This is a genomic window from Streptomyces roseifaciens, assembly GCF_001445655.1.
Taxonomy (GTDB): Bacteria; Actinomycetota; Actinomycetes; order Streptomycetales; family Streptomycetaceae; genus Streptomyces; species Streptomyces aureoversilis.
The window spans coordinates 1621314-1647988 of record NZ_LNBE01000004.1 but is presented as its reverse complement, the minus strand read 5'-3'; the positions used below and the strand labels follow the sequence as shown (position 1 = coordinate 1647988).

Annotated in this window: 21 protein-coding genes and 2 pseudogenes; 10 read left to right on the top strand and 13 right to left on the bottom strand. The window is 73.0% G+C overall.

Translation table 11 applies throughout. The features are described from left to right. Positions 1-2 precede the first annotated feature (2 nt). Positions 3-482, top strand: coding sequence for an SSI family serine proteinase inhibitor (locus AS857_RS24530; RefSeq protein ID WP_058045422.1), 480 nt, complete (start codon positions 3-5; stop codon positions 480-482). A 191-nt stretch (positions 483-673) separates the two neighbouring features. After that, positions 674-5159 (top strand): annotated as a pseudogene (locus AS857_RS42550) (response regulator). Positions 5160-5178: 19 nt separating this feature from the next. On the opposite strand, the gene AS857_RS24520 reads toward AS857_RS42550, so the two are convergent. Beyond that, the gene (locus tag AS857_RS24520; RefSeq protein WP_058045421.1) at positions 5179-5766 is read right to left on the bottom strand and encodes a TetR/AcrR family transcriptional regulator; all 588 of its coding nucleotides are present in this window, start codon (positions 5764-5766) and stop codon (positions 5179-5181) included. Positions 5767-5881: 115 nt separating this feature from the next. On the opposite strand from AS857_RS24520, the gene AS857_RS24515 reads away from it, so the two are divergent. Beyond that, complete coding sequence (locus tag AS857_RS24515) at positions 5882-7144, top strand: MFS transporter (RefSeq protein ID WP_058045420.1); 1263 nt, start codon at positions 5882-5884, stop codon at positions 7142-7144. A gap of 150 nt (positions 7145-7294) precedes the next feature. Here the strand turns inward: AS857_RS24515 and AS857_RS24510 are convergent, their stop codons facing one another. The 8 genes from AS857_RS24510 to AS857_RS24475 form a co-directional block, all read right to left on the bottom strand. Next, positions 7295-8953 (bottom strand): long-chain fatty acid--CoA ligase, encoded by a 1659-nt coding sequence (locus AS857_RS24510; RefSeq protein ID WP_058045419.1) that lies wholly within the window; start codon positions 8951-8953, stop codon positions 7295-7297. Between the two features lie 150 nt (positions 8954-9103). After that, the gene (locus tag AS857_RS24505) at positions 9104-9643 is read right to left on the bottom strand and encodes a SigE family RNA polymerase sigma factor (RefSeq protein ID WP_058045418.1); all 540 of its coding nucleotides are present in this window, start codon (positions 9641-9643) and stop codon (positions 9104-9106) included. Positions 9644-9806: 163 nt separating this feature from the next. Next, on the bottom strand, positions 9807-10640 hold the full coding sequence (locus tag AS857_RS24500) for a DUF1906 domain-containing protein (protein ID WP_058045417.1): 834 nt from the start codon (positions 10638-10640) through the stop codon (positions 9807-9809). A gap of 52 nt (positions 10641-10692) precedes the next feature. Beyond that, entirely contained in the window at positions 10693-11838 is a 1146-nt protein-coding gene (locus AS857_RS24495) for a lipid-transfer protein (RefSeq protein WP_058045416.1), read from the bottom strand. Beyond that, positions 11835-12236 carry a MaoC family dehydratase gene (locus AS857_RS24490; protein ID WP_058045415.1) on the bottom strand — a complete coding sequence of 134 codons (402 nt, stop codon included), beginning with the start codon at positions 12234-12236 and terminating at the stop codon, positions 11835-11837. The genes AS857_RS24495 and AS857_RS24490 overlap by 4 nt, the downstream gene beginning before the upstream one ends. Then, on the bottom strand, positions 12233-13195 hold the full coding sequence (locus AS857_RS24485) for a bifunctional MaoC family dehydratase N-terminal/OB-fold nucleic acid binding domain-containing protein (RefSeq protein ID WP_058045414.1): 963 nt from the start codon (positions 13193-13195) through the stop codon (positions 12233-12235). The genes AS857_RS24490 and AS857_RS24485 overlap by 4 nt, the downstream gene beginning before the upstream one ends. Before the next feature lie 285 nt (positions 13196-13480). After that, positions 13481-13798: a hypothetical protein gene (locus tag AS857_RS24480; protein WP_058045413.1), complete on the bottom strand. Its 318-nt coding sequence runs from the start codon at positions 13796-13798 to the stop codon at positions 13481-13483. A gap of 336 nt (positions 13799-14134) precedes the next feature. After that, entirely contained in the window at positions 14135-14731 is a 597-nt protein-coding gene (locus AS857_RS24475) for a TetR/AcrR family transcriptional regulator (RefSeq protein ID WP_063804347.1), read from the bottom strand. A gap of 103 nt (positions 14732-14834) precedes the next feature. Here AS857_RS24475 and AS857_RS24470 point away from each other — a divergent pair, with 103 nt between their 5' ends. Continuing rightward, positions 14835-15704 carry a pyridoxamine 5'-phosphate oxidase family protein gene (locus tag AS857_RS24470; RefSeq protein WP_058045411.1) on the top strand — a complete coding sequence of 290 codons (870 nt, stop codon included), beginning with the start codon at positions 14835-14837 and terminating at the stop codon, positions 15702-15704. Positions 15705-15902: 198 nt separating this feature from the next. Here AS857_RS24470 and AS857_RS24465 read toward each other — a convergent pair. Further along, a pseudogene (locus AS857_RS24465) lies at positions 15903-16715 on the bottom strand (putative protein N(5)-glutamine methyltransferase); the annotation flags it as partial. Positions 16716-17005: 290 nt separating this feature from the next. Here AS857_RS24465 and AS857_RS24460 point away from each other — a divergent pair. From AS857_RS24460 to AS857_RS24440, 4 genes are all read left to right on the top strand, one after another. Further along, positions 17006-18361, top strand: coding sequence for an LmeA family phospholipid-binding protein (locus AS857_RS24460; RefSeq protein WP_063804400.1), 1356 nt, complete (start codon positions 17006-17008; stop codon positions 18359-18361). Between the two features lie 688 nt (positions 18362-19049). Further along, a complete protein-coding gene (locus AS857_RS24455; protein WP_144440888.1) occupies positions 19050-19772 on the top strand; it encodes a hypothetical protein in 723 nt (240 codons plus the stop codon). A gap of 432 nt (positions 19773-20204) precedes the next feature. After that, positions 20205-20666: a carboxymuconolactone decarboxylase family protein gene (locus AS857_RS24445; protein WP_058045407.1), complete on the top strand. Its 462-nt coding sequence runs from the start codon at positions 20205-20207 to the stop codon at positions 20664-20666. A 202-nt stretch (positions 20667-20868) separates the two neighbouring features. Beyond that, positions 20869-22185 carry a glycosyltransferase gene (locus AS857_RS24440; RefSeq protein ID WP_063804346.1) on the top strand — a complete coding sequence of 439 codons (1317 nt, stop codon included), beginning with the start codon at positions 20869-20871 and terminating at the stop codon, positions 22183-22185. A 30-nt stretch (positions 22186-22215) separates the two neighbouring features. On the opposite strand, the gene AS857_RS24435 is transcribed toward AS857_RS24440, so the two are convergent. Next, positions 22216-22965: a TetR/AcrR family transcriptional regulator gene (locus AS857_RS24435; RefSeq protein WP_058045406.1), complete on the bottom strand. Its 750-nt coding sequence runs from the start codon at positions 22963-22965 to the stop codon at positions 22216-22218. 148 nt (positions 22966-23113) lie between these two features. Here AS857_RS24435 and AS857_RS24430 point away from each other — a divergent pair, with 148 nt between their 5' ends. Further along, positions 23114-24649 carry an MFS transporter gene (locus AS857_RS24430; RefSeq protein ID WP_058045405.1) on the top strand — a complete coding sequence of 512 codons (1536 nt, stop codon included), beginning with the start codon at positions 23114-23116 and terminating at the stop codon, positions 24647-24649. Positions 24650-24955: 306 nt separating this feature from the next. Here AS857_RS24430 and AS857_RS40080 read toward each other — a convergent pair whose 3' ends face one another. Further along, positions 24956-25093: a hypothetical protein gene (locus tag AS857_RS40080; RefSeq protein WP_160330271.1), complete on the bottom strand. Its 138-nt coding sequence runs from the start codon at positions 25091-25093 to the stop codon at positions 24956-24958. A 163-nt stretch (positions 25094-25256) separates the two neighbouring features. Between AS857_RS40080 and AS857_RS24425 the strand changes: the two genes are divergently transcribed. Then, a complete protein-coding gene (locus AS857_RS24425; protein WP_058045404.1) occupies positions 25257-25616 on the top strand; it encodes a hypothetical protein in 360 nt (119 codons plus the stop codon). A 79-nt stretch (positions 25617-25695) separates the two neighbouring features. On the opposite strand, the gene AS857_RS24420 is transcribed toward AS857_RS24425, so the two are convergent. Continuing rightward, positions 25696-26553 carry a hypothetical protein gene (locus tag AS857_RS24420; RefSeq protein WP_058045403.1) on the bottom strand — a complete coding sequence of 286 codons (858 nt, stop codon included), beginning with the start codon at positions 26551-26553 and terminating at the stop codon, positions 25696-25698. Positions 26554-26675: the final 122 nt, after the last annotated feature.

The window sequence follows — 26675 nt, the reverse complement described above, 5'->3', positions numbered from 1 at the left end:
GCATGCTGCTCCGTCGCCTCGCCCTCGCCGCCGCCGCGCTCGCTCCGGCGGCCCTGCTCACCCTGCCGTCCGCCTCGGCCGCCGGGCTCCCCATGCCCCCCGCCAACCCCGAGAGCAACGACCACCTCACGGTGACCGTCAGCGAAACCGGGAAGTTCGCCACCGGCCTCAAGGGCGTCCGGACCTACGAGCTGTACTGCCACCCGGCCGGGGGCACGCACCCGCGCGTCAGAGAGGCGTGCGGCCAGATCGACGGCCAGACGACCTGGGGCAAGGACCCGTTCGCCCCCGTCCCCAAGGACTCGGTGTGCACGATGATCTACGGCGGACCGCAGCGCGCCACGGTCACCGGCAAATGGGCCGGCCGCCCCGTGAAGGCCGAGTTCACGCGGAAGAACGGGTGCGAGATCGACCGCTGGGACCGCTTCTCCAGCCTGCTCGGCGCGCCCGCGGGTACCCCCCACGTCCACCACAAGGACTGACACGTAAGACATGTCGGGCCTGCGGCAGGACGCCCCACGGCGCCCGTCCGGCGCGCCTCGCCGCACGCCTCGTCCGCCGCCGCGCCCGCCCCGGCAGCCCGTAGACTGCGCTCCAGTGACACGCCACGGCGCGGCGGACCGCCCGCCCGGCGAGGTCGGCAAGGTGCGGTAACCAGGGAGGAAGCGTCGTCGTGAGCAGCAGGCCATCCCGAGGCGCTGCTCGCCTCGCAGCCATACTCGACGCCCTCCCCGACGCCCTGTTGCTCGTCAATTGCAACGGCACGGTCGTCAACGCCAACCACATAGCTCTCGAAACCTTCGAGGTTCCCGGCACGGGGCTCGTCGGGCGCGGGCTGCTCTCCCTGCTGCCCGACTTCGACTCGCGCCGCATCCCCGGCTCCATGCGCCTGCCCGACAGCGACGACGGCCGCACCAAGCCGACGCGCATGATCGCCCGGCGCACGGACGGCTCGGAGTTCCCCGTCGAGGTGACGAGCGCGAACCTGGAGGACGGCCGCACCCCGTACGCCGACCACCAGCCCTACACGGGCGACGAGCTCCTCATGCTCGTCGTCCGGGACCTGACCGGCACGCTCGACACCGAGGCCGAACTCGCCCGGCAGCAGCGGCAGACCGAGATGATCCTGCGCGCCGCCGCGGAGGGCGTCGTCGGCGTCGACACCGCCGGCAAGGTCGTGCTGGTCAACCCCTCCGCCGCGCAGATCCTCGGCTACCGCGCCAGCGACCTCGGCGGCCGGGAGCTCCACCCGCTGATCCACCACTCCCGGCCGGACGGCACGCCGTTCCCGTACGAGGAGTCCCCGATCGCCGACACGCTGCGCTCGGGGCGCAAGCACCGGGTGCGCGGGCAGGCGCTGTGGGCCAAGGACGGCCGGGCGGTCCCCGTCGACCTCACCACGGCGCCCGTGCGCGACGGCGACCAGCTGGTCGGCGCGGTGATGACCTTCACCGACCGCCGGGCGTACGACGCGCTCACCGCGCGCCACGCGCAGCTGCAGGCCGTCCTGCAGGAGTCCCTGCGCGGCCCGCTGGAGCAACTGCGCGCCGAGCTCGGCACCCTGGCCGCCGACCCGGCCGGCCAGCTGTGGCCCGAGGCCAACCAGATCCTGCACCACCTTTCCGCCGGGTACGCCCGGATGACCACTCTTGTCGACAATGTCCTCGCTTATCAGCAGCTGGACTCCGGCGAGGCCAAGCTGGAGCGGGAGACCGTCCAGCTCGACGAGGTCGTGGCCGCGGGCGTCGACGGCGCGGTCGAGCTGATCGGCCCCGGGCGGGCGCAGTTCGCGGTGCACGCACCCGCCATCGAGGCCGAGGTCGACCCCGAGCGGTTCGCCCAGGCCCTGGCGCACCTGATCGCGGACGTCGCGGGCGTCGACGCCACGGGCAACGCGCCCGCGGGCGGCGCGCCGACCGGCGACTCCACGATCGTCGTCGCGGCGGCACAGCGCGGCGAGGTCGTACGGATCGAGGTGCGCGGCCCCTACGCGGGGGGCGACCCCGTCCACGGGCCCCTCGTGCGCGGCATCGTGCGGGCGCACGGCGGCGTGCTGCAGACCCACGACGTGCCGGGCGCGTCGGGCGGCAGCGCGTACGTCCTGGAGGTGCCCGTCTCCGCGAAGGGCGGGCCCGTCAGCCCCGCCGCCACGGAGCGGCGCTCCGCCACGGACACGATGAACGCCACCACCGTCATGCCGGTGCCGTCCCAGCGGGCGCGCGGCACGGCGGAAGCACCCGCCTCCTCCGCCGCCGACGACGCCTCCGCCGCGCCGGGCAGCGGGCGGCGGGCACGCCGCGGCGCCGACGGCGACACCACGGGCGACGGCGCTGCACTGGCACCACCGCCCGCGCAGAACGACGACACCCCGCCCACCGGGCGGCGGCGCGCCAAGCCGCGCACCGACGAGGAGCCGCCGGTGCCGCCGGCGGCCGACGAGGGCGACGGCACGTCCGCGGGCCGGGCCGCCCGGCACGGGCGCGGCGGGCCCGACGACGCCTCCGGTACGGGCCAGGGCGGCGGATCCGGCCCCGGCCCGGCGCCGGGAGCGGAGCCGAAGCCGGCCGGTGACGGCGACGCGAGCGGCCTCGTGCCGCCGCAGGGCTCGCCGGCCGGGCCGACGGGCCGGCGCGCGCGCAGGGAGCAGCCGCAGCAGGCCGAGGCGCCACGCACGGCGTTCGCCCGAGTCCGCCGCCGCGGCCGCCCCCACCGGGCGCCGGGCGCGCCGGGCCCTCGCGGAGTCCCCCGAGCGCCCGATCCCGGGCCAGACCGCCGCGGAACCCTCCGTCCCGCGCGCGCCCTTCGCCCTTCCCCCTGCCGACGCCGACCGCTCCCGCGAACCCGGCGGCCTGCCGGGAGCCCCTCGCAAGCCCGCCGACGACGGGGGCCCTGCGGGCCGCGACCGGAGCGGCGCCGGACACGCCGAGGCGAACCCCGTGGGCCGCTTCCCGGGCCAGGCCGGCCCGGACGCCCAGGCGGGGCGGGGCGGCACGTCCGCCTTCCTGGGGACGAACGGCCCCACGCCCACGGACAGGGGAGGCGCCCCGGCACCCTTCCCCGGCCAGGCCGGACCCGCACCCGCCGACGCGAGGACACCGCAGGGACCGTTCCCCACCCCGGGCGGCGCGGACAGCCCCGGACAGGGCGGCACGTCCGCCTTCCTGGGGGTGAACGGCCCCTCCCCCGCCGACGCGAGGGCACCCCAGGCACCGTTCCCCGCCCCCGGCGGCACGGACAGCCCCGCACAGGGCGGCGGCACCTCCGCCTTCCTCGCCCCGAACGGCCCCGCGCCCGCGGGCAAGGGAGGCGCCCCGGCGCCGTTCCCCGGCCAGGCCGGGCCCGCACCCGCCGGCACGGGGACCGCTCCGGCGCCGTTCCCCGGACCGGGCGGCCGTACCCCTGCGGAAGGGGGCGGCGGCACGTCCGCCTTCCTGGGACCGAACGGCCCGGCCGCCCCCGCGCCGTTCCCCGGCGCCGACAACCCCGGACAGGGCGGCACGTCCGCCTTCCTCGGGTCGAACAGCCCCGCCCCCGCGGAAGCGGGAAGCGCACCCGCGCCCTTCCCCGGCGCGGACAGTGCCCAGCCCGGCCGCAGCGGCGCTCCGGCGCCGTTCCCCGGCCGGAGCGGGCCCGCGCCCGCCGGTACGGGCAACACTCCCGCGCCGTTCCCCGGACCGAACGCGCCCGCGCCTGCCGGTGCGGACGGCCCCGGGCGAGGCGGCGCACCGTCCTCCCCCGCACCGTCCTCCCCCGCGCCGAACCGTCCCGCGTCCGCGGAGGCCGGTGGCGCACCCGCGCCCTTCCCCGGCCCGGGCGGGAGCCCGGCCGCCGAGGCCGCTCACGGCGGGCACGGCCGACCCGCTCCGGGCGGCGTCGGCGCAGCGCCGTTCGCCGGCGGGCCCGCGCCGGAAGGCGCCCCCGCGTCGTACGGCTCCACGGGTGTGCGCGAGACCGACCCGTCCCGCTCGGGCGGCCCCGCCGCCGGTGCGGAGCAGCCGGCCGCGGCCGCCCCCGCCCCGACGGGCCGCCGCCGCGCCCGCCGGGCCCTGGCGGAGGAGCCCGGCGCGGCCGGAGCCGCCGCGTCGTCGGGCACGGACACCTCGGGGCGCCCGATCAGCGTGCGCGCCCTGGGCCAGGCCCCGCCGTTCGCCCAGCAGCCCGGCCAGGAGCCGGCGCCGGGCGGTTCGGGCCGCCGCCGTCGGCTCGGCAACCCGGCCGAGGGCGAGCGCGAGCGCGAGCCGCAGGCGCCGCCTCAGGGCCGGCCGCAGGCCCCGGCGCAGCCGGCGCCGCGCCAGCCCCTGCTCGACGCCCCGTCAGGGCGTGCCTTCGCCATAGGAGCTCCGGACGAGGGTTCGGAGGGGCCCGAGCCCCTCGACGGCCCCAACGGTGCGGTGGAAGTCGTGAACGCACCGCGCCCGCCGATGGACGACGAGCTGCCCCCCGAGCCGCTGGACAACCCGCGCCGGCTCCTCGTGTGGCCCGCTCCGGACCCGTCCACGGAGGCGGCGCTGACCGAGCGCGGCTACCGGCCGGTGCTCGTGCACTCGCGCGAGGAGGTCGACGCGCAGACGTCGGCGTACCCGGCGGCGCTGTTCGTGGACCCGCTGACGGGGCCGATCACGCGCACGGCGCTGCAGTCGCTGCGCGAGGCGGCCGGCGCGGCCGGGGTCCCGGTCCTGGTGACGGCCGGGCTGGGGCAGGCGACGCGGGAGGCGGCCTACGGGGCGGACCCGGCGGTGCTGCTGAAGGCGCTGGCGCCGCGCGACAGCGAGATGCACCCGCCGCGCGTGCTGCTGATCGAGGAGCACGAGCCGATCGCGAACGCCCTGACGGAGACGCTGGAGCGGCGCGGCATGCAGGTGGGCCGTGCGGCGACGGACGCCGAGGCGGTGACGCTGGCGACGCAGATGCGCCCGAACCTGGTGGTGATGGACCTGATGCAGGTGCGCCGCCGCCGCGCGGGCATCGTCGACTGGCTGCGCGGCAACGGCCTGCTCGAGCGCACGCCGCTGGTCGTCTACACCTCGGCCGGGATCGACCCGGCGCAGCTGACGGGGCTGGCCGCCGGGGAGACGGTGCTGTTCCTGGCGGAGCGGTCGACGAGCGCGGAGGTGCAGGGCCGGATCGTGGACCTGCTGTCGAAGGTGGGCACGGACTGACCGGTGGCCGGCCGGGCGGCTAGGCGCCCGGCTGTGTGATCCTGCGCGCCGCCGTCCGCACGGACTCGCGCAGCGAGTCGAGGTCTCCGTCCTCCCCGCCGACGAGCAGCCGGCGGAACTGCGGCACGGCCGTGGCCCACCCGGCGAGCGCGCTGATCAGGAAGACGAGGTGCCGCGGCGGCAGCCCGGCGTCGACCGTGCCCTTCTCCTGGGCGGTGGCGAAGGCCGCGGCCTTGGAGTCGTAGCGGGCGCGCCGCTCGGTCTCGTGCGGGATCTCGCCCTCCCCGTACTCCAGCCCTTCCCACAGGAGCAGCCGCAGCAGCTCGGGGTGGGTCTTGTGGTACTCCATCAGGCGGTCGACGTAGCAGTCGGGGTCGTCGGCGTCGACGGGCACGGCGGAGGCGAGTTCGAGCAGGGCCTGCTGGAGGACCTGGGAGAACAGCTCGGCCTTGTCGCCGAAGTAGGCGTAGATGAGCTGCTTGTTCGCCTTGGCCTCGCGGGCGATGCGGTCGATGCGCGCGCCGGCGATGCCGTGGGCGGCGAATTCGGCGGTGGCCGCCGCGAAGATGCGCGCCTTGGTGGCCTCTGGATCCCTAACGACTGCCATGCACCCAGAGTAACCAACTATTCAGTTGACAGCACGTTCCGTTTCACGTGAAACTTATAACCAACCAGTTGGTTGCAAGCCTGAACCGCATCGCCCCGGGGGAGCCACACCACACATGCCGTCGCCCACGCCGTCACCCACAGCCGCAGCCGGCCCCGCACCCGTATCGCCCGCAGCGCCCGCAACGCCCGCGGCACCGGTCACCCCCGCCCCCGCCCGCGGCGGCAACACCGTCCTCCTCGCGGTCATCGCCCTCTGCACCGCCGTCACCGCCGCGAACATCTACCTCGCGGCCCCGCTCCTCGGCCTCATCGCCGAGGACTTCGGCGCCGCGCCCTCCACGGCCGGCTGGATCGCCTCCGTGGCCCAGCTCGGTTACGCCGTCGGCCTGCTGGCGTTCGCCCCGCTCGGGGACACCGCCGACCGCCGCCGCCTGGTGGCCGTGCTGTCCGCGGTCGCCGGCGTGGCCCTCGTCGCGGGGGCCTTCGCACCCGGCCTGCCCGCGCTGGCCGCGGCCGTCCTGGTGGCCTGCGCCGCGACGGTCGTGCCGCAGCTGCTGGTCCCGCTGGTCGCCGAGCGGGCGCCCGCCGACCGGCGCGGGCGGCACGTGGCCGCGGTCGTGGCCGGGCTGTTCACCGGCATCGTCGCGGCCCGCGTCCTCGGCTCCCTGGCCGGGCAGGCGTACGGCTGGCGCGCCGTCTTCCTCGGCGCCGCCGCGCTCACCGTCGCGATCGGCCTGCTGACCGCCGTACTGCTTCCGGCCGAGACCCGGCCGCGCCGCGCCGCCCGGCCCCTCAAGGCCATAGCGGGGCTGCCGGGCCTGCTGCGCCGCTCCCCCGAGCTGCGGGCCGCGTGCCTGCGCCAGGCCGGCCTCTTCGGCGCCTGGAGCTCCCTGTGGACGACGCTCGCCCTGCTGCTGACCGCGGACGAGCCGTTCCACATGTCGACGGCGACCGCGGGCCTCTTCGGCCTGTTCGGCCTCGTCTCGACCGCCGTCGCCCCCGTGTCGGGGTCGCTCATCGACCGCTTCGGCGCGACCCGGGTCGTCACCACGTCCTACGTGCTCACGGCGCTCTCCCTGCCGCTGTTCTGGCTCGGCGGGCACCGGCTGTGGGCGCTGTGCGCGGCGGCCGTGCTGATCCACGCGGGCCTGATGGCCGGCCAGGTCGCCAACCAGACGCGGGCGCTGGCCTCGACCGGCACCCCCGCCGCGGCCAACACCGCCTACGTCGTCACCGCGTTCGTCGGCGGCGCGAGCGCCTCCGCCCTCGCGGGCCCGGCGTACGCCCACTGGGGCTGGAACGGCGTCTGCGCGATCGCGGCGGCGGCCGTGGCGGCGGGCTGGGCCGGCAGCGCGCTGGTGGGAGCCAAGCGCTGACAGAGCACTGACGGGGCACTGACGGGACACCGGCGAAGACACCGGCGCCGCAGCCCCCGTGGACGGCGGGCAACGCACATGCCGACGCCGGGCAGGGGACCTCATCGGTGGTCCCCTGCCCGGCGTTCCGTGTCATCCGCCCGCAGCGGGTCAGCCGCCCAGGACGGTGACCTCCAGCTCGCCCTCCGCGTACTGCTTGCGGAGCACCTTCTTGTCGAACTTGCCCACCGACGTCTTCGGTACGGTCGCGATCCGCACCCACCGCTCGGGCAGCTGCCAGCGCGCCACCCGCTCGCCGAGGAACGCCCGGAGCGCCTCGTAGTCGGCGGGCTCGCCGTCCTTGAGGACCACGGCGGCGAGCGGGCGCTCGCCCCACTTGTCGTCCGGGACGGCCACAACGGCCGCCTCCGCGACGTCCGGGTGGGCCATCAGGTGGTTCTCCAGCTCGACGGAGGAGATCCACTCGCCGCCCGACTTGATCACGTCCTTGGCGCGGTCGGTGAGGGTGAGGAAGCCGTCGGACGTGATCGTGCCGACGTCGCCCGTGCGCAGCCAGCCGTCGGGGCTGAACTTGTCCTCGGGACGGACGGGCTCCCCGGCCGCTCCGCCGTAGTACGCGCCCGCGATCCAGGGCCCGCGCACCTCCAGCTCACCGGCCGACTGCCCGTCCCACGGCAGGATCTCCCCGCCGGGACCGGCGAGCCGGGCCTCCACGGAGGAGGGCAGCCGGCCCTGGGTGATGCGGTAGGGCCACTCCTCCTCCTCGCTCAGACCGGCCGGCGGGTAGGCCACCGAGCCCAGCGGCGAGGTCTCCGTCATCCCCCACGCCTGTACGAGCCGCACGCCGTGGCGCTCGTGGAAGCCCCGCATCATCGCGGGCGGCGCGGCCGAGCCGCCGCTGATGACCGTGCGCAGCGAGGACAGGTCCCGCGGCCGCGCGTCGAGCTCGGCGAGCAGGCCCGCCCAGATCGTGGGGACGCCGGCGGACACCGTGGGCCGCTCGGTGGCGATCATCTCGGCGAGCGGCGCGGGCTGCAGGAAGCGGTCGGGCATCAGCAGGGACGTTCCGGCCATGAAGGCGGCGTGCGGCAGGCCCCAGGCGTTCACGTGGAACATCGGCACGACGGGCAGGCAGGTGTCGGCGGGGGTCAGGCCGAAGGCCGAGGCGGCGTTGACCTCCATGGCGTGGAGGTAGACCGAGCGGTGGCTGTAGAGGACGCCCTTGGGCTCGCCGGTGGTGCCGGAGGTGTAGCAGAGGGCGGCGGCCTGCCGCTCGTCGAGCTCCGGCCAGTCGAAACCGGCCACGGGGCGGCCCGCGAGCAGCTCCTCGTACTCGTGCACGCGCGGCCGGCAGCCCTCCAGAGCGGAGCGGTCGCCCGGGCCCGAGACGATCACGTGCTCGACGGAGCCGAGGTGCGGCAGGAGCGGGGCGAGCAGCGGCAGCAGCGAGCCGTTGACGATGATCACGCGGTCGGCCGCGTGGTTGACGATCCAGGCGAGCTGCTCGACGGGCAGCCGCAGGTTGAGCGTGTGCAGGACGGCGCCCATGGAGGGGATCGCGAGGTACGCCTCCAGGTGGTCGCTGTTGTTCCACATGAGCGTGGCGACGCGCTGGTCGCCGACCACCCCGAGCTCGTCGCGCAGCGCGTGGGCCAGCTGCACGGACCGCTCGGCGACCTCCCGGAAACTGCGCCGCAGCGGCTCGCCGTCCCCGGTCCAGGTGGTCACCGTGGCGCCCCCGTGCACGCGCGCCCCATGGGCGAGGATGCGTGTGACGGTGAGCGGTACGTCCTGCATCGTGCTCAGCACCGGGGTCCTCCCGAAGACCTGTACGGCGGGTGGTCGTCCGCTGATTGTGCTGGGGTATCTCGCGGTAAGTCACTACCCCGGGGCCCCTGCGGTGAGCACTTTCCGTCACGTCGTCCGCGCGCCGCCGGTCACACGCCCGTCACACGCGCGTCATGCGGCGCAGGAGAGCTCCGGGTCCTCGCGGAGCTTGCCGAGCGCCCGGGAGACGGCGCTCTTGACCGTGCCGACGGAGACCCCGAGCAGCTCGGCCGTCTGCACCTCGGTCAGGTCCTCGTAATACCTGAGGACGACCATGGCCCGCTGCCGCACCGGCAGCCGCAGTACGGCCCGCCACATCGCGTCGCGCAGCGCCTGCTGCTCCGCGGGGTCCGCCGAGGGGGCGGCCTCGCGCTCGGGCAGCTCGTCGTAGGGGAACTCGTCGACCTTGCGCTTGCGCCACTGCGAGGTGCGGGTGTTGACCAGGGCCCGGCGCACGTAGCCGTCCAGGGCCCGGTGGTCCTCTATGCGCTCCCACGCCAGGTACGTCTTGGTCAGCGCGGTCTGCAGCAGGTCCTCCGCGTCGCACGGGTTCGAGGTCAGAGAGCGGGCGGTGCGCTGCAGCACCGGACCGCGTGCCCGTACGTAGGAGGAGAACGACGGGTACACGGCGGTGGATGCGCTGGTGCACACAGACGTCGTGGTTGCTGTCATGCTTCAACGCTAGGAGCGCACCTGTACCCGGCGGATCGGCCGCAGGTGCCGAAGGACGGTCCGCCTCAGGTCGTACAGGTGGGGCTGGCCCCACCTCCCGGAGGGGGAGAGGAATAGGGGACCTCCTCCGGGTACGGGCCCCGGACCGGGCCCCCGGTCCGTGTCAGTCGATGATCGCCACGGGTGCGTCCACCAGATTGCGGTCGATGGTCAGCTTCCGTCCCCCGTGCGACTCGGTGACGTTGCCCTGGTACTGGTGGATGCGGCGGTGCGGCTGCCAGGCCGTCCGGCCGATCAACGGCTCGCGGTCCGTCGTGGGCTCGACCCGCCAGCGGGCGAACCAGAGCACGTCGGGCAGCCCGGTCGTGCCCGAGCGGCGGGCCCGGTCCATGTGCCGCACCCCCGACTCGGCGCTGCTGTAGAAGCCCGGCAGGTAGCCGCCGCCGCGCACGGCCGCGTTCCAGCCGCGGATGTAGGACAGCGTCGTGCGGGCGCAGTCGCCGTCCTTGTCGTCGTAGGCCTCCATGTCGAGGTAGAGGGCGCTGCGGGAGACGATGCCGAGCGCGGAGGCCCGGGAGACGGCGTCCTCGCCCTCCGACTGGCCCTGGTCGTAGGGGTAGGAGCCGATCAGGAAGCCCCGCTTGTTGCTCGCCCGCACGCACGGGGACTGCGAGCCCACGTAGATCGGCAGGACGCGCCAGCCCAGGTCGTCGGCGCCCTCCAGCCAGCGCTCGCTGAGGTAGGTCTGGTGCGGGCAGGCGCGGGCGCGGCCGGCGAAGTAGACGCCGACGGCCCGGTAGTCGGACGACTTCCACGCGCTCAGCGTGGTCAGCGCCGGCGCCTGGCAGGTGTCCAGGCCCCAGCCCCTGAAGACGGAAGCCCCCTCGTCCCTCGGGTCGCCCCGGTCACCGGCGCCCGCGGGATCGGCGCCGGCCAGCTGGGCCACCACCGCCATCAGGGCGAGGAGATATCCGATGATCTTCCGTCGTCGGTCCATACCCGGAGTCAAAGGCGCCACCGACCGGCCCCCTTCCGTGACACGCCCCCGTTCATCCGTCTGCCCCGAGAAGCAGCCCGGACGTGGGAACTCCGGTACCGGCTGTGACCAGCGCCCGGGAGGCGTCCGGCACCTGGTTCACGGCGGTGCCGCGCAGCTGCCGCACCGCCTCGGCAATGCCGTTCATGCCGTGCAGGTACGCCTCGCCCAGCTGCCCGCCGTGGGTGTTCAGCGGCAGCGCGTCCGCCGCCACGAACGCGGCACCCTCGCCGGGCCCGCAGAAGCCGAACTCCTCCAGCTGCATCAGCACGTACGGCGTGAAGTGGTCGTAGAGGACGGCAACGTCCATGTCCGCGGGGCCCAGTCCGCTGCTCCCCCACAGCTGCCGGGCGACGACGCCCATTTCGGGGAGGCCTTCGATGTCGTCCCGGTAGTAGCTGGTCATCTGCTCCTGCGCGCGGCCGGCTCCCTGGGCCGCGGCGACGACCACGGCGGGCGGATGGCGCAGCGTGCGGGCCCGCTCCAGGGAGGTGACGACCAGGGCCTGGCCGCCGTCCGTCTCCTGGCAGCAGTCGAGCAGCCGCAGCGGCTCGGCGATCCAGCGGGAGGCGGCGTGGTCGGCGAGGGTGATCGGGCGGCCGTGGAAGTACGCGGCCGGGTTGGTCGCGGCGTGGCGCCGGTCGGTGACGGCGACGTGCCCGAAGACCTCGGGCTCCAGGCCGTACTCGTGCAGGTAGCGGCGGGCGCCCATGGCCGCCCAGGACGCCGGCGTGAGCAGCCCGTACGGCAGCCCCCAGCCGAGCGCCACGCCCTCCGCCGAGGGCTCGCGCCCCTGCACCCCGGCGCCGAAACGGCGGCCGGAGCGCTCGTTGAAGGCCCGGTAGCAGACGACGACGTCGGCGATCCCGGCCGTCACGGCGAGGGCGGCCTGCTGGACGGTGGCGCAGGCGGCGCCGCCGCCGTAGTGGACGCGGGAGAAGAACGTCAGCTCGCCGATGCCGGCCGCCTGGGCGACGGTGATCTCGGGGCTGGTGTCCATGGTGAAGGTGACCATGCCGTCCACGTCGCCGGGGCCGAGCCCGGCGTCGTCGAGAGCCGCGCGCACGGCCTCCGCGGCCAGGGCGAGCTCGCTGCGGCCGGAGTCCTTGGTGAAGGCGGTGGCGCCGATGCCGACGACGGCGGCGGTGCCGCCGATCATCCGTCGGCCCGGGCGCGGCAGGGACGGGCGGCCACGACCCGGCCGGTGACATGGCGGCCGAGGCGGTTAGTCCCCACCACGGAGATCTCGATGGTGCGCTCGTTCACGGAAAGGATCCTTCCGGTCAGCACCAGAACGTCGCCCGGATAACTGGGCACCCCGAGCCGGATCGAAACCTTGCGGAGGACGGCCTCCGGGCCGAGACGGTCGGTGACGTAACGGCCCACCAGACCATTGGTGGTGAGGATGTTCATGAAGATGTCAGGAGAGCCCTTCGAACGGGCCGCCTCGGCGTCGTGGTGTACATCCTGGTAGTCGCGGGAGGCGATGGCACCCGCGATGACGAGCGTACGGGTGATGGGGACGGTGAGGGGCGGGAGTTCGTCGCCGGGCGTCATGCGTCCGCTCCCGCCGCCCGGTCCGCGCGGGCGCGAAACACCGGAAGTTCCCACTCCGCGTCCACTCGTATGAATTCCAGCTCGACGGGCATGCCGATGCGCACGCGGTCGTGCGGCACCCCGGTGACGCTGCTGATCATGCGTACGCCTTCGGCCAGTTCGACGAGCGCGACGGCGTAGGGCGGGTCGAAGGCCGGGAACGGCGGATGGTGCACCACCACGTACGAATGGACCGTGCCGGAGCCGGAGGCCTCGGTCGTCCCCCACTCGGGAGAGCCGCAGCGGCCGCAGCCCGGCAGCCAGGGGAAGCGGAGCGTGCCGCAGGCGGCGCAGCGCTGGATGAGCAGCTTGTGCGCGGCGACGCCTTCCCAGAAGGGAGCGTTGTCGCGGTTGATGACGGGGCGGGGGCGGGGGCGGATCGTTCCGGTGGTGCGTTCGGCGGGTGCTGGGGCTTGGGCCAAAGCTTGGGCCGGGGCGTACTTGAGGATCCGGAAGCGGTGGGTGCCGACCAGCTCGCCGGCCACCTGCAGCCGCATCGCCGTCGTGATGAAGTAGCCCGCGCCGAGCCTGGTGGTCTTGCGGGGGGAGACGGTCTCGATGACCGAATCGAACGTGATCTCGTCGCCGGGCCGCAGCGGGCGTACGTACTCCTGCTCGCAGTCGGTGGCGACGACCGCGGTGTATCCGGCGCCGTCGAGCAGGGTGAAGAGCTCGTCGTGGGCGGGGGCGCGCCCGCCGCGGGCCGGGGAGAGGCCGGGCAGGGTCCACGCCTGGAGCATGGTGGGCGGGGCGATCGGGTCGTCCCCGGCGTAGGCGGGGTTGGTGTCGCCCAGGGCCTCGCACCAGTGCCTGATCATCGGGGCGTTCACGGGGTCCGCGGCGGATGCGGAAACGGCTGCGGGCCTGCCTTCGAAGGGCTTGAGCAGGTGGTGCACGTCGCCGGGGACGGCCTCGGGCAAGGGGCCGGGCGAGGGCTCGGGCAAAGACTCGGGCAAAGGCCCTGGCAAGGGCGTGGGAACGGGCACGCGGACCCCTCCTCGCGAGTTTTCCTGACTGTCCGTCAGATTCACGGGAGCTGTCAAGGGCCGTGACCGGCGGCATCGCGGCACCGCCCCGCCGCCGCACATGGCTGCGCGACGGCACCCGAGTGCCGTCGCGCCACCATCACCAGACCCAGTTCACGAAAGCCGGTCACATCAGCTGGCCGCGTCAGTCGGCCACCTGTGCCGCCCCACCCCCAGGGGCTACCACAGGTTGGTGAAGACCACCGAAACGTTGTCCTGGCGGATGGCCGTGCGGGCAGGTCCGCTCACGCTCGCGGTGTTGCTCTGGTTCGAGGCGCCGGTGCCGGTGGCCTGCTGCTGGCCCGTCGTGGAGTTCCCGTGGTTGGAGCCGCCGACACCGCTCCCCACGACCGCCGCGGCAGCCGCGTTGGAACCGCGGTTGGCCACCTGGTTGCCGTTGCCGTCGTCATCGGCGTGGGCGACGCCGCAGAGGAGGACCGCCGCCACGGGCAGGGCGGCGGCAGTGGTGAGGACGCGAGCAGTGCGGGTGCTTGCCATTTCTATTCCTCCAGAACGAGAACGCTGAGCGGAACTACTGCCAGTAGACGGAACTACTGCACAGTGCCGAGCAGTTGGCCGACCGCCCGGCGAGGTATTCGACGTCGCGATCCGAGGTTTGCCCACCGAATCCCCGGCGAACCACCCGTCCCTCCCCATTCCCTCGCAAGCATGACCACTCACGAATAAACCCCCGCCACGCCTGCAGGCCCCCGGCCCGCGCCCCTCAGAAAGCCCTTGGGACCCATGCACCACAAGGGCAGAACCGTTCCGGCGAAATTCCGGCCGATTCCGTAAACATGACCGAGAAGTGAACACCGCAGAGGGTGCGAGCGTTCAGGCCGGGGCGGAGCAGGCCGCGTCGAGGAGGACCTCAGCCGCGGCCCGCGCATCGTGCCCGGCCGCAGGGTCCCCGTCGATCGCCGTGATCGTCGTGGCGCCCTCGATCAGGATCAGCAGGTGCCGGGCGAGGACCGCCGGCCGCCCGGCCCCCGCCCCGGCGAGCAGCTCCTCGAGCAGCTCGCGGTAGCGCGTCAGGTGCGCGCGGGGCAGCTGCCGCACCGGGCCGTCGAGGTGGCGCGTCTCCACCGCGGCGTTGATCACGGCGCAGCCGCAGTAGCCGTCGCGCTCGTACCAGCGGGTCAGCAGGTCGAAGAGGGCGAGCACGCGCTCGCGGCCGGCGGGCACCCGCTCCAGGTGGGTGACCAGCCAGCGGTGGATGTGCTCGCTGCGGTACTCCAGCACGGCCTCGACGAGGCCTTCCTTGGAGCCGAAGTTGCGGTAGATCGTCAGCTTCGAGGCGCCGGCGTGATGGGCGATCTCGTCCACCCCGACGGTGTGCACCCCGCGCTCGTAGAACAGCTGGACGGCGCTGGACAGCACGCGGGCCCGGGTCGCACGCGGGTCGATGGTCGCTCCCGGCTTCACTGGCATGCCGCCAGTCTAGGGGCGACGGGGAAGAGAAGATACCGTACGGTACCGTCTCGTCCATGACGCCTCAACTCCACTGCGCCGTTCCACGGTTAGGGGCCGCCGCATGACGTCCGCACCGCGCGTACGCACGTTCCACGAGGGTGAGCGGGCCTTGCAGCGGGCCGCCGGGGTCGGCGACAAGGCGGCCCGGGTCGCGGGGGTCCTCGGCGATCAGCTCTCCCCCGTCGCCGGGCTGTTCCTCTCCACCGTGTCGTGCGTCGCCCTGGGCACGGCCGACGCGGAAGGCCGGATGTGGGCCACGGTCCTGACCGGCGATGCCGGGTTCGTACAGACGGGACCGAAGGCCGTACGCATCCGCGCCGCGCGACCCGAAGGCGACCCCTGCGTGCCCGCGGGGCCTCTCGACCAGGTCGCCCTCATCGCCATGGACTTCGTACGGCGCCGCAGGTTCAGGGTCAACGGCCGCGTCCGCCGCTGGGACCCGTCCGTGATCGAGATGGACGTGGAAGAGGCGTACGGGAACTGCCCGCGCCACATCCGGCAGCGCCTGGTGGACCCCGTACCGTTCACCCAGGGCCCGAAGACCACCGCGCTCACCCGGCTGACCGACTGGGAGCGCCGGTTCATCGCCCGCAGGGACACCCTGTTCATCGCCACCCGGCACCCCGGGGCCGGAGCCGACGTCTCCCACCGCGGCGGACCGCCGGGCTTCCTCCGCGTGGCCGGCCCGGGGCGGGTCGAGCTGCCGGACTACTCGGGCAACGCCCTGTTCAACACGCTCGGCAACCTGTGGAGCCACCCCCGGGTCGGGCTGGTGCTGCCCGACTTCGCGACCGGGCAGACCGTACAGATCAGCGGCCGCGCGGCCGTCGACCACCGGCCGCCGCCGGAGCGGTGGGGGCCGGAGGTCGAGAGGGTGGTGGAGATCGACGTGGAGCGGGTGGTCCGCACGACGACGGACCACCTGGGTTGAGCAGGCCCGGCGGCAGGCTCACAGGCTGAGCACGGCGCCGGCCCGTTCGTGCGCGGTCCCGGCGTATGCGGTCCCGATGTGCGCGCCCCCGGCGTGCGCGGACTCGTCCTGCTCGGCCTCGCCGTGCGCGGCCCGGGCACGTGCGGCCTCGGCATGCGACGCCTCGGCATGCGTGCTCCGCGCCCGTCGGCCGCCTCCGGGCCTGGTCCCGACGACGACGGTCGCATCCAGTTCGTCGCACTCGACGACCCGCGTCACCAGCCCGTTCCCCACGAACGTCTCGACCGTCCGCGAGGCCTGCCGCTCACTCGTCTCCACCAGCAGGTGGCCGCCCGGTGCGAGCCAGGACGACGCCGCAGCGGCGACCCGCCGCTGTACGTCGAGCCCGTCCGATCCGCCGTCCAGCGCGACCCGCGCCTCGTGGTCGCGGGCCTCGGCCGGCAGGAGGGCGATGGCGTCGGTGGGCACGTAGGGCGCGTTGGCGACGAGCACGTCTATGCGTCCGCGCAGCTGACCGGGGAGGGGCTCGTAGAGGTCCCCCTCGTAGACGACGCCGCTCGCGCCGATGTTCCGGCGGGCGCAGTCCACGGCCACGGGGTCGATGTCGGCCGCGTAGAGCTCGATGTCCTCCACGGCCGAGGCCAGCGCGGCGCCGACCGCCCCGGAGCCGCAGCACAGGTCGACGACGACCGCGCGCGGAGAGCTGAGGGCGAGAGCCTGCCCGACGAGGAACTCCGTACGCCGCCGCGGAACGAAGACGCCCGCGTCCACGGCTATCCGCAGGCCGTAGAACTCGGCCCAGCCGACCACGTGTTCGAGGGGCAGGCCGGATGCGCGCTGCGCCACCATGCCGTCGAGCTCGTCGGGCGTGCGCGCCGCGGAGAGGATGAGCTCGGCCTCGTCCTCGGCGAAGACACAGCCGGCGGCCCGGAGCCTGGAAACGACGAGGGGAAAGGAAGCGGAGAGGGAGTAAGAGGAAGAAGAAGAAGAAGAGAAAGAGGGGTCGAACATGGAGAAGCCTTCCGGATCACCGAAGGGCGCTCTCGCGGCCGGCTAGAGAGAGGAAGCGACCGTACAACCAGGGGAAGAGAGCACCCAGCCTGCAACAGCGGTAATGGGTCTCACCTCCTGGGACGGATTCCTGCCAACTGCCGCAACAGTACATGATCGGCAGGCGGCGGGGCGGTCCTGGACACCGGCCCGGAAGCAGGGCGGGCTACCGCGGGGGCAATGGCTCCGTTTTCGGACGTACTGCCGGTAGCGCTTGCGTTCCGGGGGATCACGCGTGGTGGGATATGGCGATGCGAACCCCCACACGCATACCTTCCCGTCCCCCCAACCCCTATGACGAACTTGCGTCACTGGCGGACCCGGAGCCTGGCCAGGAACCCGGCCCGGGCCCCGGTCCGGACCCTCAGCGGTCCTCCGGCCCGGCCTCCGATCCGGCCTCCGATCCGACTTCTGGCCCCACTTCCGGTCCGCTCGCCGAAGCGGGCGTCGACGGCCCCTCGCTGACGGACACGCAGCCGCTCACGGTCCTCCCCCTCCAGCTCCTCCACGGGGACACCGACGAGGACGAGCCCTGGTCCCCGCCGAACCACCGCCGCGGAAAGCGCGGCCATCGCCGCCGCCGGAGCCCCCTCTCCGCCGCGCCCCGCACCGTCAAGATGCTGATCGCCCTCTCCCTCTGCGCCGGGATCCTGGTGCTGGGGGACCGCTGCGCACAGATGTACGCGGAGAAGAAGGCGCAGCAGAAGCTTCAGCAGGAGCTCCACCTGGCGGCCGCTCCCCAGGTGGACATCCACGGGTTCCCGTTCCTCACCCAGGTCCTGGAGAAGCGCCTGCAGCGCGTGGACGTCACCGTTCCGCACGTGGCCGCCGACCGCGTGTCGCTCGCGAAGGTCCACGCCAGCAGCCGCGACATCCAGCTGACCGGAAACCTGCCGAGCGACGTGCGCGGCGCCGTCATCGGCGACCTGGAGGGCGAAGTCCTGCTGTCCTTCGCCGACATGAACCGCGAGCTCGCCGCGTCACAGATCGCCTTCACCCGCCGCACCGACCGTACGATCGGCGCCGACGGAAAGCTGACCGTGGGCGGTCGGGAACTGCGCGTACGGGCCCAGGCGCAGCTGCAGCTGAACGGAAGCCGCGGCCTGTCCACGGAGGTGGACGACATGAGCCTCGACGTGCCGGGCATCGCCACGTACCGCCCCGGCAAGGGCAGAGGGCTGACCCTGCACCACGAGACGGCCGAGCGCATCAGCCGCGACGCGGCACGCGCGAAGGCGCTGTTCTCGGTTCCGGCGCTGGCGGAGCGTCTGGGCGTGTCGAAGCAGGACGCCGAGGCGGCCCTCAGGAGCGAGGAGAAACTGCACCGCCTGACGGGCGCCCCCCGCTTCGTCGAACGGCTGACGCATGTCAATCTCATCGATGCGGCGATGGACAACCCGTGGCTGCTGAAGAAGCTCGGCATCGACCCGAAGCTGATCGGCGGCCTGATCCACATGCGCCCGCCGGAGCTCTCCGACCGGCTGACCTTCTCGTTCTCCCTCCCCAAGGAAGCGCGGAACCTTCAACTCCGTGACGTGAGGGTGGAGAAGGACGGAATCCGGGCCACGCTGCGAGGCATGGAACTGCCGGTTGGACACACGCCGTAGCGCCACACCGGCCTCACTACTCCCAGTGCTCACAAGCCGGTTGACCGGCTGGTGATATAACCGCCCTTCGAGGCGGGACAATTGGCCACGACGCGCGCTAGGCTTCCTGACGTAACACCCCTCCCAGGCTCCGACCTGGCCCATCCCGGGCCGGCAGCCCCGCCCGCCGGGGCTGAAGTTCCATCCAGGGAGGGTGGGAGTGGAAGAGCGCTCGTCGCCGGCCGGCGGCTTACGCCGATCCAGGATCCGCAGTACGGGGAGAAGTCTGAGGGCGGCTCATCGGGGCGCCCGCAGGTGGTTGGTCTCGCCTTCGGGCAGACGTGCACTCAGGTTCACCGGCGAGCTCTTGAAGTGGTACGCACGCTTCAAGGGGATCGACGTGGAGCTCTGGTGACGATCCCCTTGCAGCGGTGACATCCACACGGCCCGCCCCGACAGATTCCACCCTGGGGGCGGGTTCGTGCTGTTTGCCCGACACACTACGCCCGGTCCCCTCGACCGTCATGCCGCCTGTTTCTTTTCAGAAACAACGCTGGACAGACGAGTCAATACGCCTGCCGGTATGAGACATTGGGCATTGTCTCGCGGGATGGGGGGGATTATGCCGGAGGAGCCGCGCCGGACCGGACGCCGCGGCCGCCCATGGGGCCCGCTGCAGGGTGCCATCCCTGAGATCAACACACTGGCCGTGACGCTGCGCAAGAGGCTCGACGATGCGGGAGTGACCCTCGGCGAGCTCTACGACCGGCTCACCCCCGAGCACTTCACGATGGGGAACCCCCCCGCACGCTCCACGCTGGCCCGCCGGTTGTCCGGCGACGGCCTGGAGCGCGACTGGGAGATCGTCGAAGCGATCATCGACGTCACGTCGGACACCGCGGCGGAGATCGAGGTCGCCCTCCGGCATGCCCAACAGCTCTGGGAAGCGGCCCGGCGCAACCCGGCTCCGGAGCCACCGGTCGAGGCCGCCACCACGGAGGCGGCGGCGGGCGACGAAGCGGATGCACCGGTGGAGGCACCGACGGCAGCGCCGGTCTCCTTCAAGGGCGCGACGTTCCACGGCGACGTCCACATCACCAACAACCACTACACCGGGGAAGAGACCCGGCAGCAGCAACTGCCGCCGGACGGCGCAGCGCTCATCGAAGCACAGCAGCAAGTCATCGACCTGCAGCGGGAACTGCTCGCATCACACCGCCGCATCCTCGAACTGGCGGACCGGCTGAGCCGCTCCCACCGCGCACTCGCCACGGTCATGCGCGTACTGGACGAGGCCCCGTCGGGCCGGGTGGTGGACGGGCTGCGCAGGGAGGTGGCGGAGGCCCTGCAGCAGTCCGCCCCGGAGGAAGCAGCATCCGCTTTGGAGGCGCTGCACCGAACGGGTGAACAGCCGGCGGGACCGGGCTCGTGACCCCGGCCGGTGGAGCAGCATGCCGCCATGAACGCTGGTCGGAACGGCCCTCCTCTGGTCAGGTGCCCGCACTGCCGCAATCCCATGTGGTGGGACGTGACGTACCCGTACAAGCCCGCGTGGTACTGCTCCGTGTGCGCCTACCCCCCGGACCGGCAGCGAAGTGCCCACGCCGCACCGCCCCGGTGCCCGGAGGGCTGCGCCAGTGCCGTGATCCAGACCGGTGACGACGGCACCAAGACGTTCGTCTGCCACCGCAAATAAAAAAGTTTCGCCCGTCCGTCACACTTCCCCGGCGCCATCCGTCAGTGCAGTGACAGCGATGATGAAGCAGCCCTGAGGGAGACAATGATGGAAGCGCGTGCGATCACTGCGAATGCTGCGACTGCTGCGACTGCTGCGATCACTGCGGAGGTCCCGGCGAGCCCGCGGATGGCCGTGGACCCCCTGGAGCTCGTCCCCGAGCTGGCCGAGGTCTCGGCGGCGCTGTTCAAGGCCACCGGCAACCGTTCGGTGCCGCGGACCACGATCAGCCTGCTCCAGCTGCGCGCCGGCCAGATCGTCGGCAACACGTACCTGACCGTTCTGCACACGGGTTTCCTGCGCAAGGCCGGGGAGTCGGAGGAGCGGATCACCGCGGTGGCGTCCTGGAAGGACGCGCCCTGGTTCAGCGGTGCCGAGCGCGCCGCGCTCGCGCTGGTGGAGGCCGTCCTCCAGCCCTCCGCACACGGTGAGCGGGTCTCCGACGAGCTCTACGCCCAGGTGGCCGAGCACTACGACCCCAAGGCGCTCGCCACCCTGATGATCGCGATCGGCCAGGTCAACTTCTTCATCCCGATCGCCCTCATCGCCAAGCCCGTCCCCGGCCGGGCGTTCAACGCGCCGTGGAACTGAGGCGGGCCGTGGAACCGAGGCAGGCCGGGGCTCTGAAGCGGGCCGGGGCACTGAAGCGGGCCGTGGCACTGAAGCAGGTCGTGGCACTGAAGCGGGCCGAGTAGGCGTGGCTGCGCGTGGTCGCTTCCCCATGACCACGCCCCAGCACCCCTATAGTTTGTCCCGTTTCATTCCCTTCCTTCCTCGCGAGGGAGTCGGCGTCATGCACGTCCTGCTCGTCACCAGCGGCTCCACGGGTGACGTGGCACCGTTCACCGGCCTCGGGGCCCGTCTGCAGCAGGCGGGCCACGCCGTGACCGTGGCCACCCACACGCGCTTCGCCGGCCTGATCCGCGCCTGCGGGCTGGGCTTCCGCGGCCTCCCTCTGGACCCCAGGGACATGCACGAAGCGTGCGCGCAAAGGCTGTCCGGCCGCGCGGACGGCCCCCTGGGCACGCTCACGATCGCCAGGCAGGGGACCGCTTACACGGCCGACCTCGCGGACGGCATCCTCCGGGCGGTCCGGCAGGGCGCGGACGTCGTCATCGCCTCGGGGCAGACGGCGCTGCTGGCCAAGGCGGTTGCCGACGGCCTGGGCATGCCCAGTACGGGTGCGCTGCTGCAACCCGTCGCCCCGACGGGGGACTTCGCACCGATGGCGCTCGGGCGCCGCTCCGCCGGACGCTGGGGCAACCGTCTCGTCTCCGGCGCCCTCTGGCGGGCGTTCCACCACCAAGCCGCGTCGACCGTCCGGTGGGTGAGGGCGGAGCTGGGACTGCCGCCGCTGAGCCGGACCGCGCGCCGGCGCCTGGCCGGGAACTGGCCGATCTGGTACGGATTCAGCCCGCACGTCGTCCCGCGCCCGGACGACTGGCCGACCGAGCACCGGCTGGCGGGCTACTGGTGGCCCGAGGAGACGAGCGCCTGGCAACCGGACCCGCGGCTGACCGACTTCCTCGCCGCCGGGCCGCCGCCGGTCTTCATCGGCTTCGGCAGCATGCCGTCGCCGCGCGGCGAGCACTTGTCGGCCGTGTGCACCGAAGCGCTGCGCCGGGCCGGGGTCCGGGGCGTGGTCCAGGCCGGATGGTCAGGGCTGGAGGCCGAAAGCGACGACATCCTGACCGTCGGCGAGGTGTCCCACCGGTGGCTCTTCCCCCGCACCGCGGCCGTGGTGCACCACGGCGGTGGCGGCACCACGGCGGCCGGCCTGCGCGCCGGCGTACCGGCCGTCCCGGTGCCCGTCTTCTACGACCAGCCCTTCTGGTCCGCGCGGCTCCGCTCCCTCGGCGTCGCGCCCGGAGTCCTGCCGATGGCGGACCTGACGGCGGACCGCCTCGCAGCCCTCATCACCCGTGCGGTCCACGAACCGGCCTGGCGCACGCGAGCCGCCGCACTCGGTGCCGCCCTCGCCGCCGAGGACGGCACGGCCCCCGTCGTCGAAGCCGTCGCAGGCGTCGCAGGCGTCGCAGGCGTCGAAGCACTGGCCCGGCAACCCGGCCGGTACTGCCACGGCAGAGCCCGGACCACCCCTTCCGGCTAGCTGCCCGGCCCGCGGCGAACGGCGCCCGGGTCACTCCGCGGGCGGCGGCCCGGCCGGGAGGCGCAGCGCCAGGCCGTCGAGCATGACCTCCAGCCCGTAGACGAACTTGGAGTCGCGCAAGCCGACGGGGTCGAGCGCTTCGGTCGCGGCGTCGGCGTAAGCCTCGGTCAGGTTCTCGTGGCCCTCGGCGGCCTGCTGGGCGTCGGGCATGAGGCGGGCGATGAGACCGGCCTCCGTCTCGCCGGACCGGGCCACCGTGGTCAGCCAGGCCGCCTCGGCGCTGCTCATGCCCATCACGTACGCGATGAGGGAGTCGATCGCCCGGGTGGGTTCGGGGAAGCCCGCCTTGATGAACAGGGCCGCCAGCCGGTTGGAGAAGGACATCAGGTTGGGGCCGAGGTAGGCCAGACCGGCCTGGCCCAGCACCGAGGACAGCCACGGGTGGCGCAGGGCCGTCGCGCGGAAGGATGCGGCGGCCCGGGCGGCCGCCGTCCGCCAGTCCGCGGAGTCGGCGGGCGGCACGGCCACCTCCCCGAAGACCTCGTCCACGGCGAGCTCCATCAGCTCGTCCTTGGTGGCGACGTGGCGGTACAGGGAGGTCGCTCCGGCGTTCAGCCGGGCGGCCAGCTTCCGCATGCTCAGGGCCTCGATGCCGTCGGCGTCCAGCATCACGATCGCCTCCCGGACGATCGCGTCCCGGGACAGCCCGGGCTGTTCCGCGTTGCGCGGCCGGCGGGTCCAGACGGAGGGAATGGGCTGCGGCTTCTTGTCGGCGGCCATCGGGTCGCTCCTTTGCGTACGTTGTGCGCATTCAGCGTACAGGGATCATGGGTTGCGAACACTGTACGCATCAGCGTACGGTGTTCGCATCGCCCGGAACAGTGTGCGCATCGCCGGAACAGCGTGCGCAACCCGAAAGGAAAGCCCGATGGCAGCCGCAGTCGCAGCAGGGTCGGAGACCCGCAGTCCGCACCGCTGGTGGATCCTGATCGTGCTGTGCCTCAGCACGCTGGTCCTGGTCGTCGACAGCATGGCGCTGACCGTCGCCGTGCCGGCCATGACCGAGGACATCGGGGCGAGCCCCCAGCAGATCCAGTGGATCCTCGACTCCTACGTGCTGGTCTTCGCCGGTCTGCTGCTGACCTCGGGAAGCCTCGGTGACCGGTTCGGCCGGCGGAAGGTGATGATCGTCGGTCTGCTGCTCTTCGGGGCGGCGTCGCTGGCCGCGGTGTTCTGCACCACCCCGGGCGAGGTCATAGCCGTCCGCGTGGCCATGGGCGTCGGCGGTGCGCTGATCATGCCGTCCACGCTGTCGATCCTGATCACGGTCTTCGACGAGGAGGAGCGCCCGAAGGCGATGGCGGCCTGGGGCTCGGTGTCGATGCTCGGCCTGGTCGGCAGCCCGGTCCTCGGCGGCGTCCTGATCGACCGCTTCTCCTGGCACTCCATCTTCTTCATCAACGTCCCGGTCGTCGTCCTGGCCGTGGCGGCCGGTCTGCTGCTGATGCCCGAGTCCAAGGCCCCCTGGCAGAAGCCCGACCCGCTGGGCGCCGTCCTCTCCGCCGTCGGCATGACCGCCCTGGTCTGGTGGATCGTCGAGATCCCGCAGCACGGCGCCTTCGAGGGCCGCGGGCTGGTCACCCTCGCCGTCGCCGTCGTCTCCCTGTCCGGCTTCGTGGTCTGGGAGAACATCACCGCCTCGCCGATGGTCCCGCTGGTCCTCTTCAAGCACCGCAACTTCACCGGCGGTTCGATCTCGCTGGCCCTGGTCCAGATCGGCAACGGCGGTCTGCTCCTGGTCCTCACCCAGTACCTCCAGTCGGTCCTCGGCTACTCCCCCGTCAAGGCCGGTCTGGCGTTCACCCCGCTGGCCGTGGCCGCGCTGATCGGCAACGGCGCCGGCGCCAAGCTCGCCACCAAGGTCGGCTACCGCTGGCTGATCCTGGCCGGCATGCTCCTGATGGCGGGTTCCTTCGGCCTGCTGACCACCGTCACCACCGACAGCGGCTTCACCGTCCCGTCGGTCGCCCTCGGCCTGCTCGGCCTCGGCGCCGGCATGGCCATGCCGGCTGCCGTGGGCGCCCTGATGGCGACCATCCCCGCCGAAAAGGCCGGCGTCGGCTCCGCCCTGAACGACACCATCCAGCAGGCCGGCACCGCCCTCGGCATCGCTATCCTCGGCACGCTGCTCACCAGCACCTTCTCCGCGGAGATGCCTGCCGGCACCCCCGAGCAGGCCAAGCAGTCGATCAGCGGTGCGCTGTCCGTCGCCCAGGGCGACGCGGGCCTGATCCAGGCCGCCAAGGACGCCTTCACCGCCTCGATGTCCACCACCCTCACCTTCAGCGCGATCGGCGTCCTGGCCGCCGCACTGCTCGCCGTGGTGGTCATGCGCGACGACAAGGCCGGGACCCCGGCCGAGACCGCCGCCACCCCGGAGGAGGAAGCCGTACCGGCCGCCTGACCGGGCCGCCTCCCCCACAACCCCGCACACCGCTCCGCGCCCCAAGGCCGGCACCCACAACGGGCGCCGGCCCGAGCCGCTTCCGAACCGGTGGCCGCCGGCACTGAACAACCGTCAGGCAACAGTCGAGCCGGGCCCGGACGCACCTCGTCAACAAGGGCCGAGGGCCCACCCGAAACATCTGGTGGGGCTGTCGCGCATGGAGCGCGGCAAGCAGACCCGGGACGGCGCGACGCTCAGCCCGTGTGGCGCCGGACGTACTGTCACCAGGCATCCGCGAACGTCCGGTGGCGCGCGTCGTCCAGCCTAGGCGAGCGCGAACCACCCCACGTTGGCCACTTCCACAAGCCCGGGGTTCTCTTCGTCCACCCAGCCGTCCACCCAGCCGTCCACCCAGGCGTCCCGCCGGCCGTCGGCCGTGCCGCACGATGCGAGCAGACCCACGAGACTCGTCGGTGGCGCGGCCAGGGGCACACCGCCCGGAACCAACGACAGCCCTGTATGGCCTGCGCTGACGCAGGGCTGGCAGAGGCTGAGGGATTCGAATCCTCGGTGACATCGCTGCCACGACGGTTTTCAAGAGAGTCCTGGTTGAGGCGACTCCTTCATGCCTGACCTGCACGTTCGCGGAATCCTGGGGGCCGCCTGGGATACCCGGTCGCTCGGCAGGGTCCAGGTGGACGACCTGCCGTCTCCGGACGTCTTGATGGTCCGGGCCGGGTTCCTCGTGGGCATCGACCTCCTCGACGCCACCACCGTCCTGCGCACCGCCTGGAAGGTAGACGAGACCTGGGGCATGAGCCCCTTCGGTGGCGGCCACAGGAAGGTGTGGGAGGAGTTCGACCCTCGGCCGTTCCTGCGACCTCCTCACAGGGATCTATCCCGCACACAGGCGGCGTTCCGGACCGCGTTCCACTGCCCAGCGCCTCCACGATGGCGGTCGGCACCGACGACCCCGGACACCTGACCCAGTTGGTCCAAGCCCTGGGCGCCGAGGTGGACACCTTCGCCGTCAGCCGATATTTCCGCACCCTCCACTCACACCGTCAGAGCTGAAGCTCGGCCACCAGGCGTTCGGCCTCCTTCCGGGACGGCACCAGCAGCGGATCCTCCTCGTACGCGTAGGGTCCGACGATCTTCGACAGGAAGAACAGCGACATCAACTTGCCGTCCCGGCTCTCCAAGTCCGCACGCCGCTCCTGGTGGACGCGGTGCGCGAGCCCCGGGACGGCAAGCGCGTTGCCCCACAGCGTTGCGGCGTCCAGGCCCCGGGGCGCCATGCCCCAGTCCTCCCAGTCGATGAGGGAGAACTCCGGTCCCATCACGTTGGCCCACGTCAGATCCGCATGAGCCGGCGCCCACCGCTCGATCCGCGTATCGGCCACCCCGGGGAAGACCGCCCCGAGGGTCTGGGTCACCTGCTCCTGCGTGATCGTCACCGTGTCCGGTGTCGCGATCCGCGGCGTCTGCTGTGAGGCAAGCGCGTCCAGCGAGGCGTTCAGCGCCTCCCACCACTCGTCCGGCAGGCCCGGGTCTTCGAGCACCAGTGCGCCCTTGCCGACAGACGGCGACGGAATGAGCTCCAGCTCATCCGCGCGCCACATCACCGGCTCGCCCGGCTCGCGCCACGCCACGCCCTGGTACCACTCGGGCATCGCGACCCCTTGCAGCACGGCAGCGGCCTCGGTCCCGTTCCAGCCCTGCGGGCCGATCCGCTCGAATCCCCGCCGCTCGATACGCACCCACGTACCCCGCTCCGTACGGCCCCCCAAGGAACGGCGCTTGCGTACCAGCGCCTCCCGAACCAATCGCACGTGCAGGGCCTCTTCCACGCGCTCCAGCACGTCTTCCACCGGCTGACGGCGTAGATCCACCTGGGCAGCAACAGGCAGAAATCCGTTCATCACGACCTCCTCGGCGAACGGATGACCGTAGCAGAAAGAGGCTCACCGACACGATTCGTCCGTCAATATGGAAAGCATCAACTCCCGCTCCCTCGCTGCCTGTTGCTAGAACGACCCCGCCT

Excerpts from the sequence above, each read along its gene's own strand:
- AS857_RS24530 (WP_058045422.1), top strand. The coding sequence starts at position 3 with ATGCTGCTCCGTCGCCTCGCCCTCGCCGCCGCCGCGCTCGCTCCGGCG.
- AS857_RS24520 (WP_058045421.1), bottom strand. The coding sequence starts at position 5,766 with ATGGCAGTCGTTAGGGATCCAGAGGCCACCAAGGCGCGCATCTTCGCG.
- AS857_RS24515 (WP_058045420.1), top strand. The coding sequence starts at position 5,882 with ATGCCGTCGCCCACGCCGTCACCCACAGCCGCAGCCGGCCCCGCACCC.
- AS857_RS24505 (WP_058045418.1), bottom strand. The coding sequence starts at position 9,643 with ATGACAGCAACCACGACGTCTGTGTGCACCAGCGCATCCACCGCCGTG.
- AS857_RS24500 (WP_058045417.1), bottom strand. The coding sequence starts at position 10,640 with ATGGACCGACGACGGAAGATCATCGGATATCTCCTCGCCCTGATGGCG.
- AS857_RS24495 (WP_058045416.1), bottom strand. The coding sequence starts at position 11,838 with ATGATCGGCGGCACCGCCGCCGTCGTCGGCATCGGCGCCACCGCCTTC.
- AS857_RS24490 (WP_058045415.1), bottom strand. The coding sequence starts at position 12,236 with ATGACGCCCGGCGACGAACTCCCGCCCCTCACCGTCCCCATCACCCGT.
- AS857_RS24480 (WP_058045413.1), bottom strand. The coding sequence starts at position 13,798 with ATGGCAAGCACCCGCACTGCTCGCGTCCTCACCACTGCCGCCGCCCTG.
- AS857_RS24475 (WP_063804347.1), bottom strand. The coding sequence starts at position 14,731 with ATGCCAGTGAAGCCGGGAGCGACCATCGACCCGCGTGCGACCCGGGCC.
- AS857_RS24470 (WP_058045411.1), top strand. The coding sequence starts at position 14,835 with ATGACGTCCGCACCGCGCGTACGCACGTTCCACGAGGGTGAGCGGGCC.
- AS857_RS24460 (WP_063804400.1), top strand. The coding sequence starts at position 17,006 with ATGCGAACCCCCACACGCATACCTTCCCGTCCCCCCAACCCCTATGAC.
- AS857_RS24445 (WP_058045407.1), top strand. The coding sequence starts at position 20,205 with ATGGCCGTGGACCCCCTGGAGCTCGTCCCCGAGCTGGCCGAGGTCTCG.
- AS857_RS24440 (WP_063804346.1), top strand. The coding sequence starts at position 20,869 with ATGCACGTCCTGCTCGTCACCAGCGGCTCCACGGGTGACGTGGCACCG.
- AS857_RS24435 (WP_058045406.1), bottom strand. The coding sequence starts at position 22,965 with ATGGCCGCCGACAAGAAGCCGCAGCCCATTCCCTCCGTCTGGACCCGC.
- AS857_RS24430 (WP_058045405.1), top strand. The coding sequence starts at position 23,114 with ATGGCAGCCGCAGTCGCAGCAGGGTCGGAGACCCGCAGTCCGCACCGC.
- AS857_RS24425 (WP_058045404.1), top strand. The coding sequence starts at position 25,257 with ATGCCTGACCTGCACGTTCGCGGAATCCTGGGGGCCGCCTGGGATACC.
- AS857_RS24420 (WP_058045403.1), bottom strand. The coding sequence starts at position 26,553 with ATGAACGGATTTCTGCCTGTTGCTGCCCAGGTGGATCTACGCCGTCAG.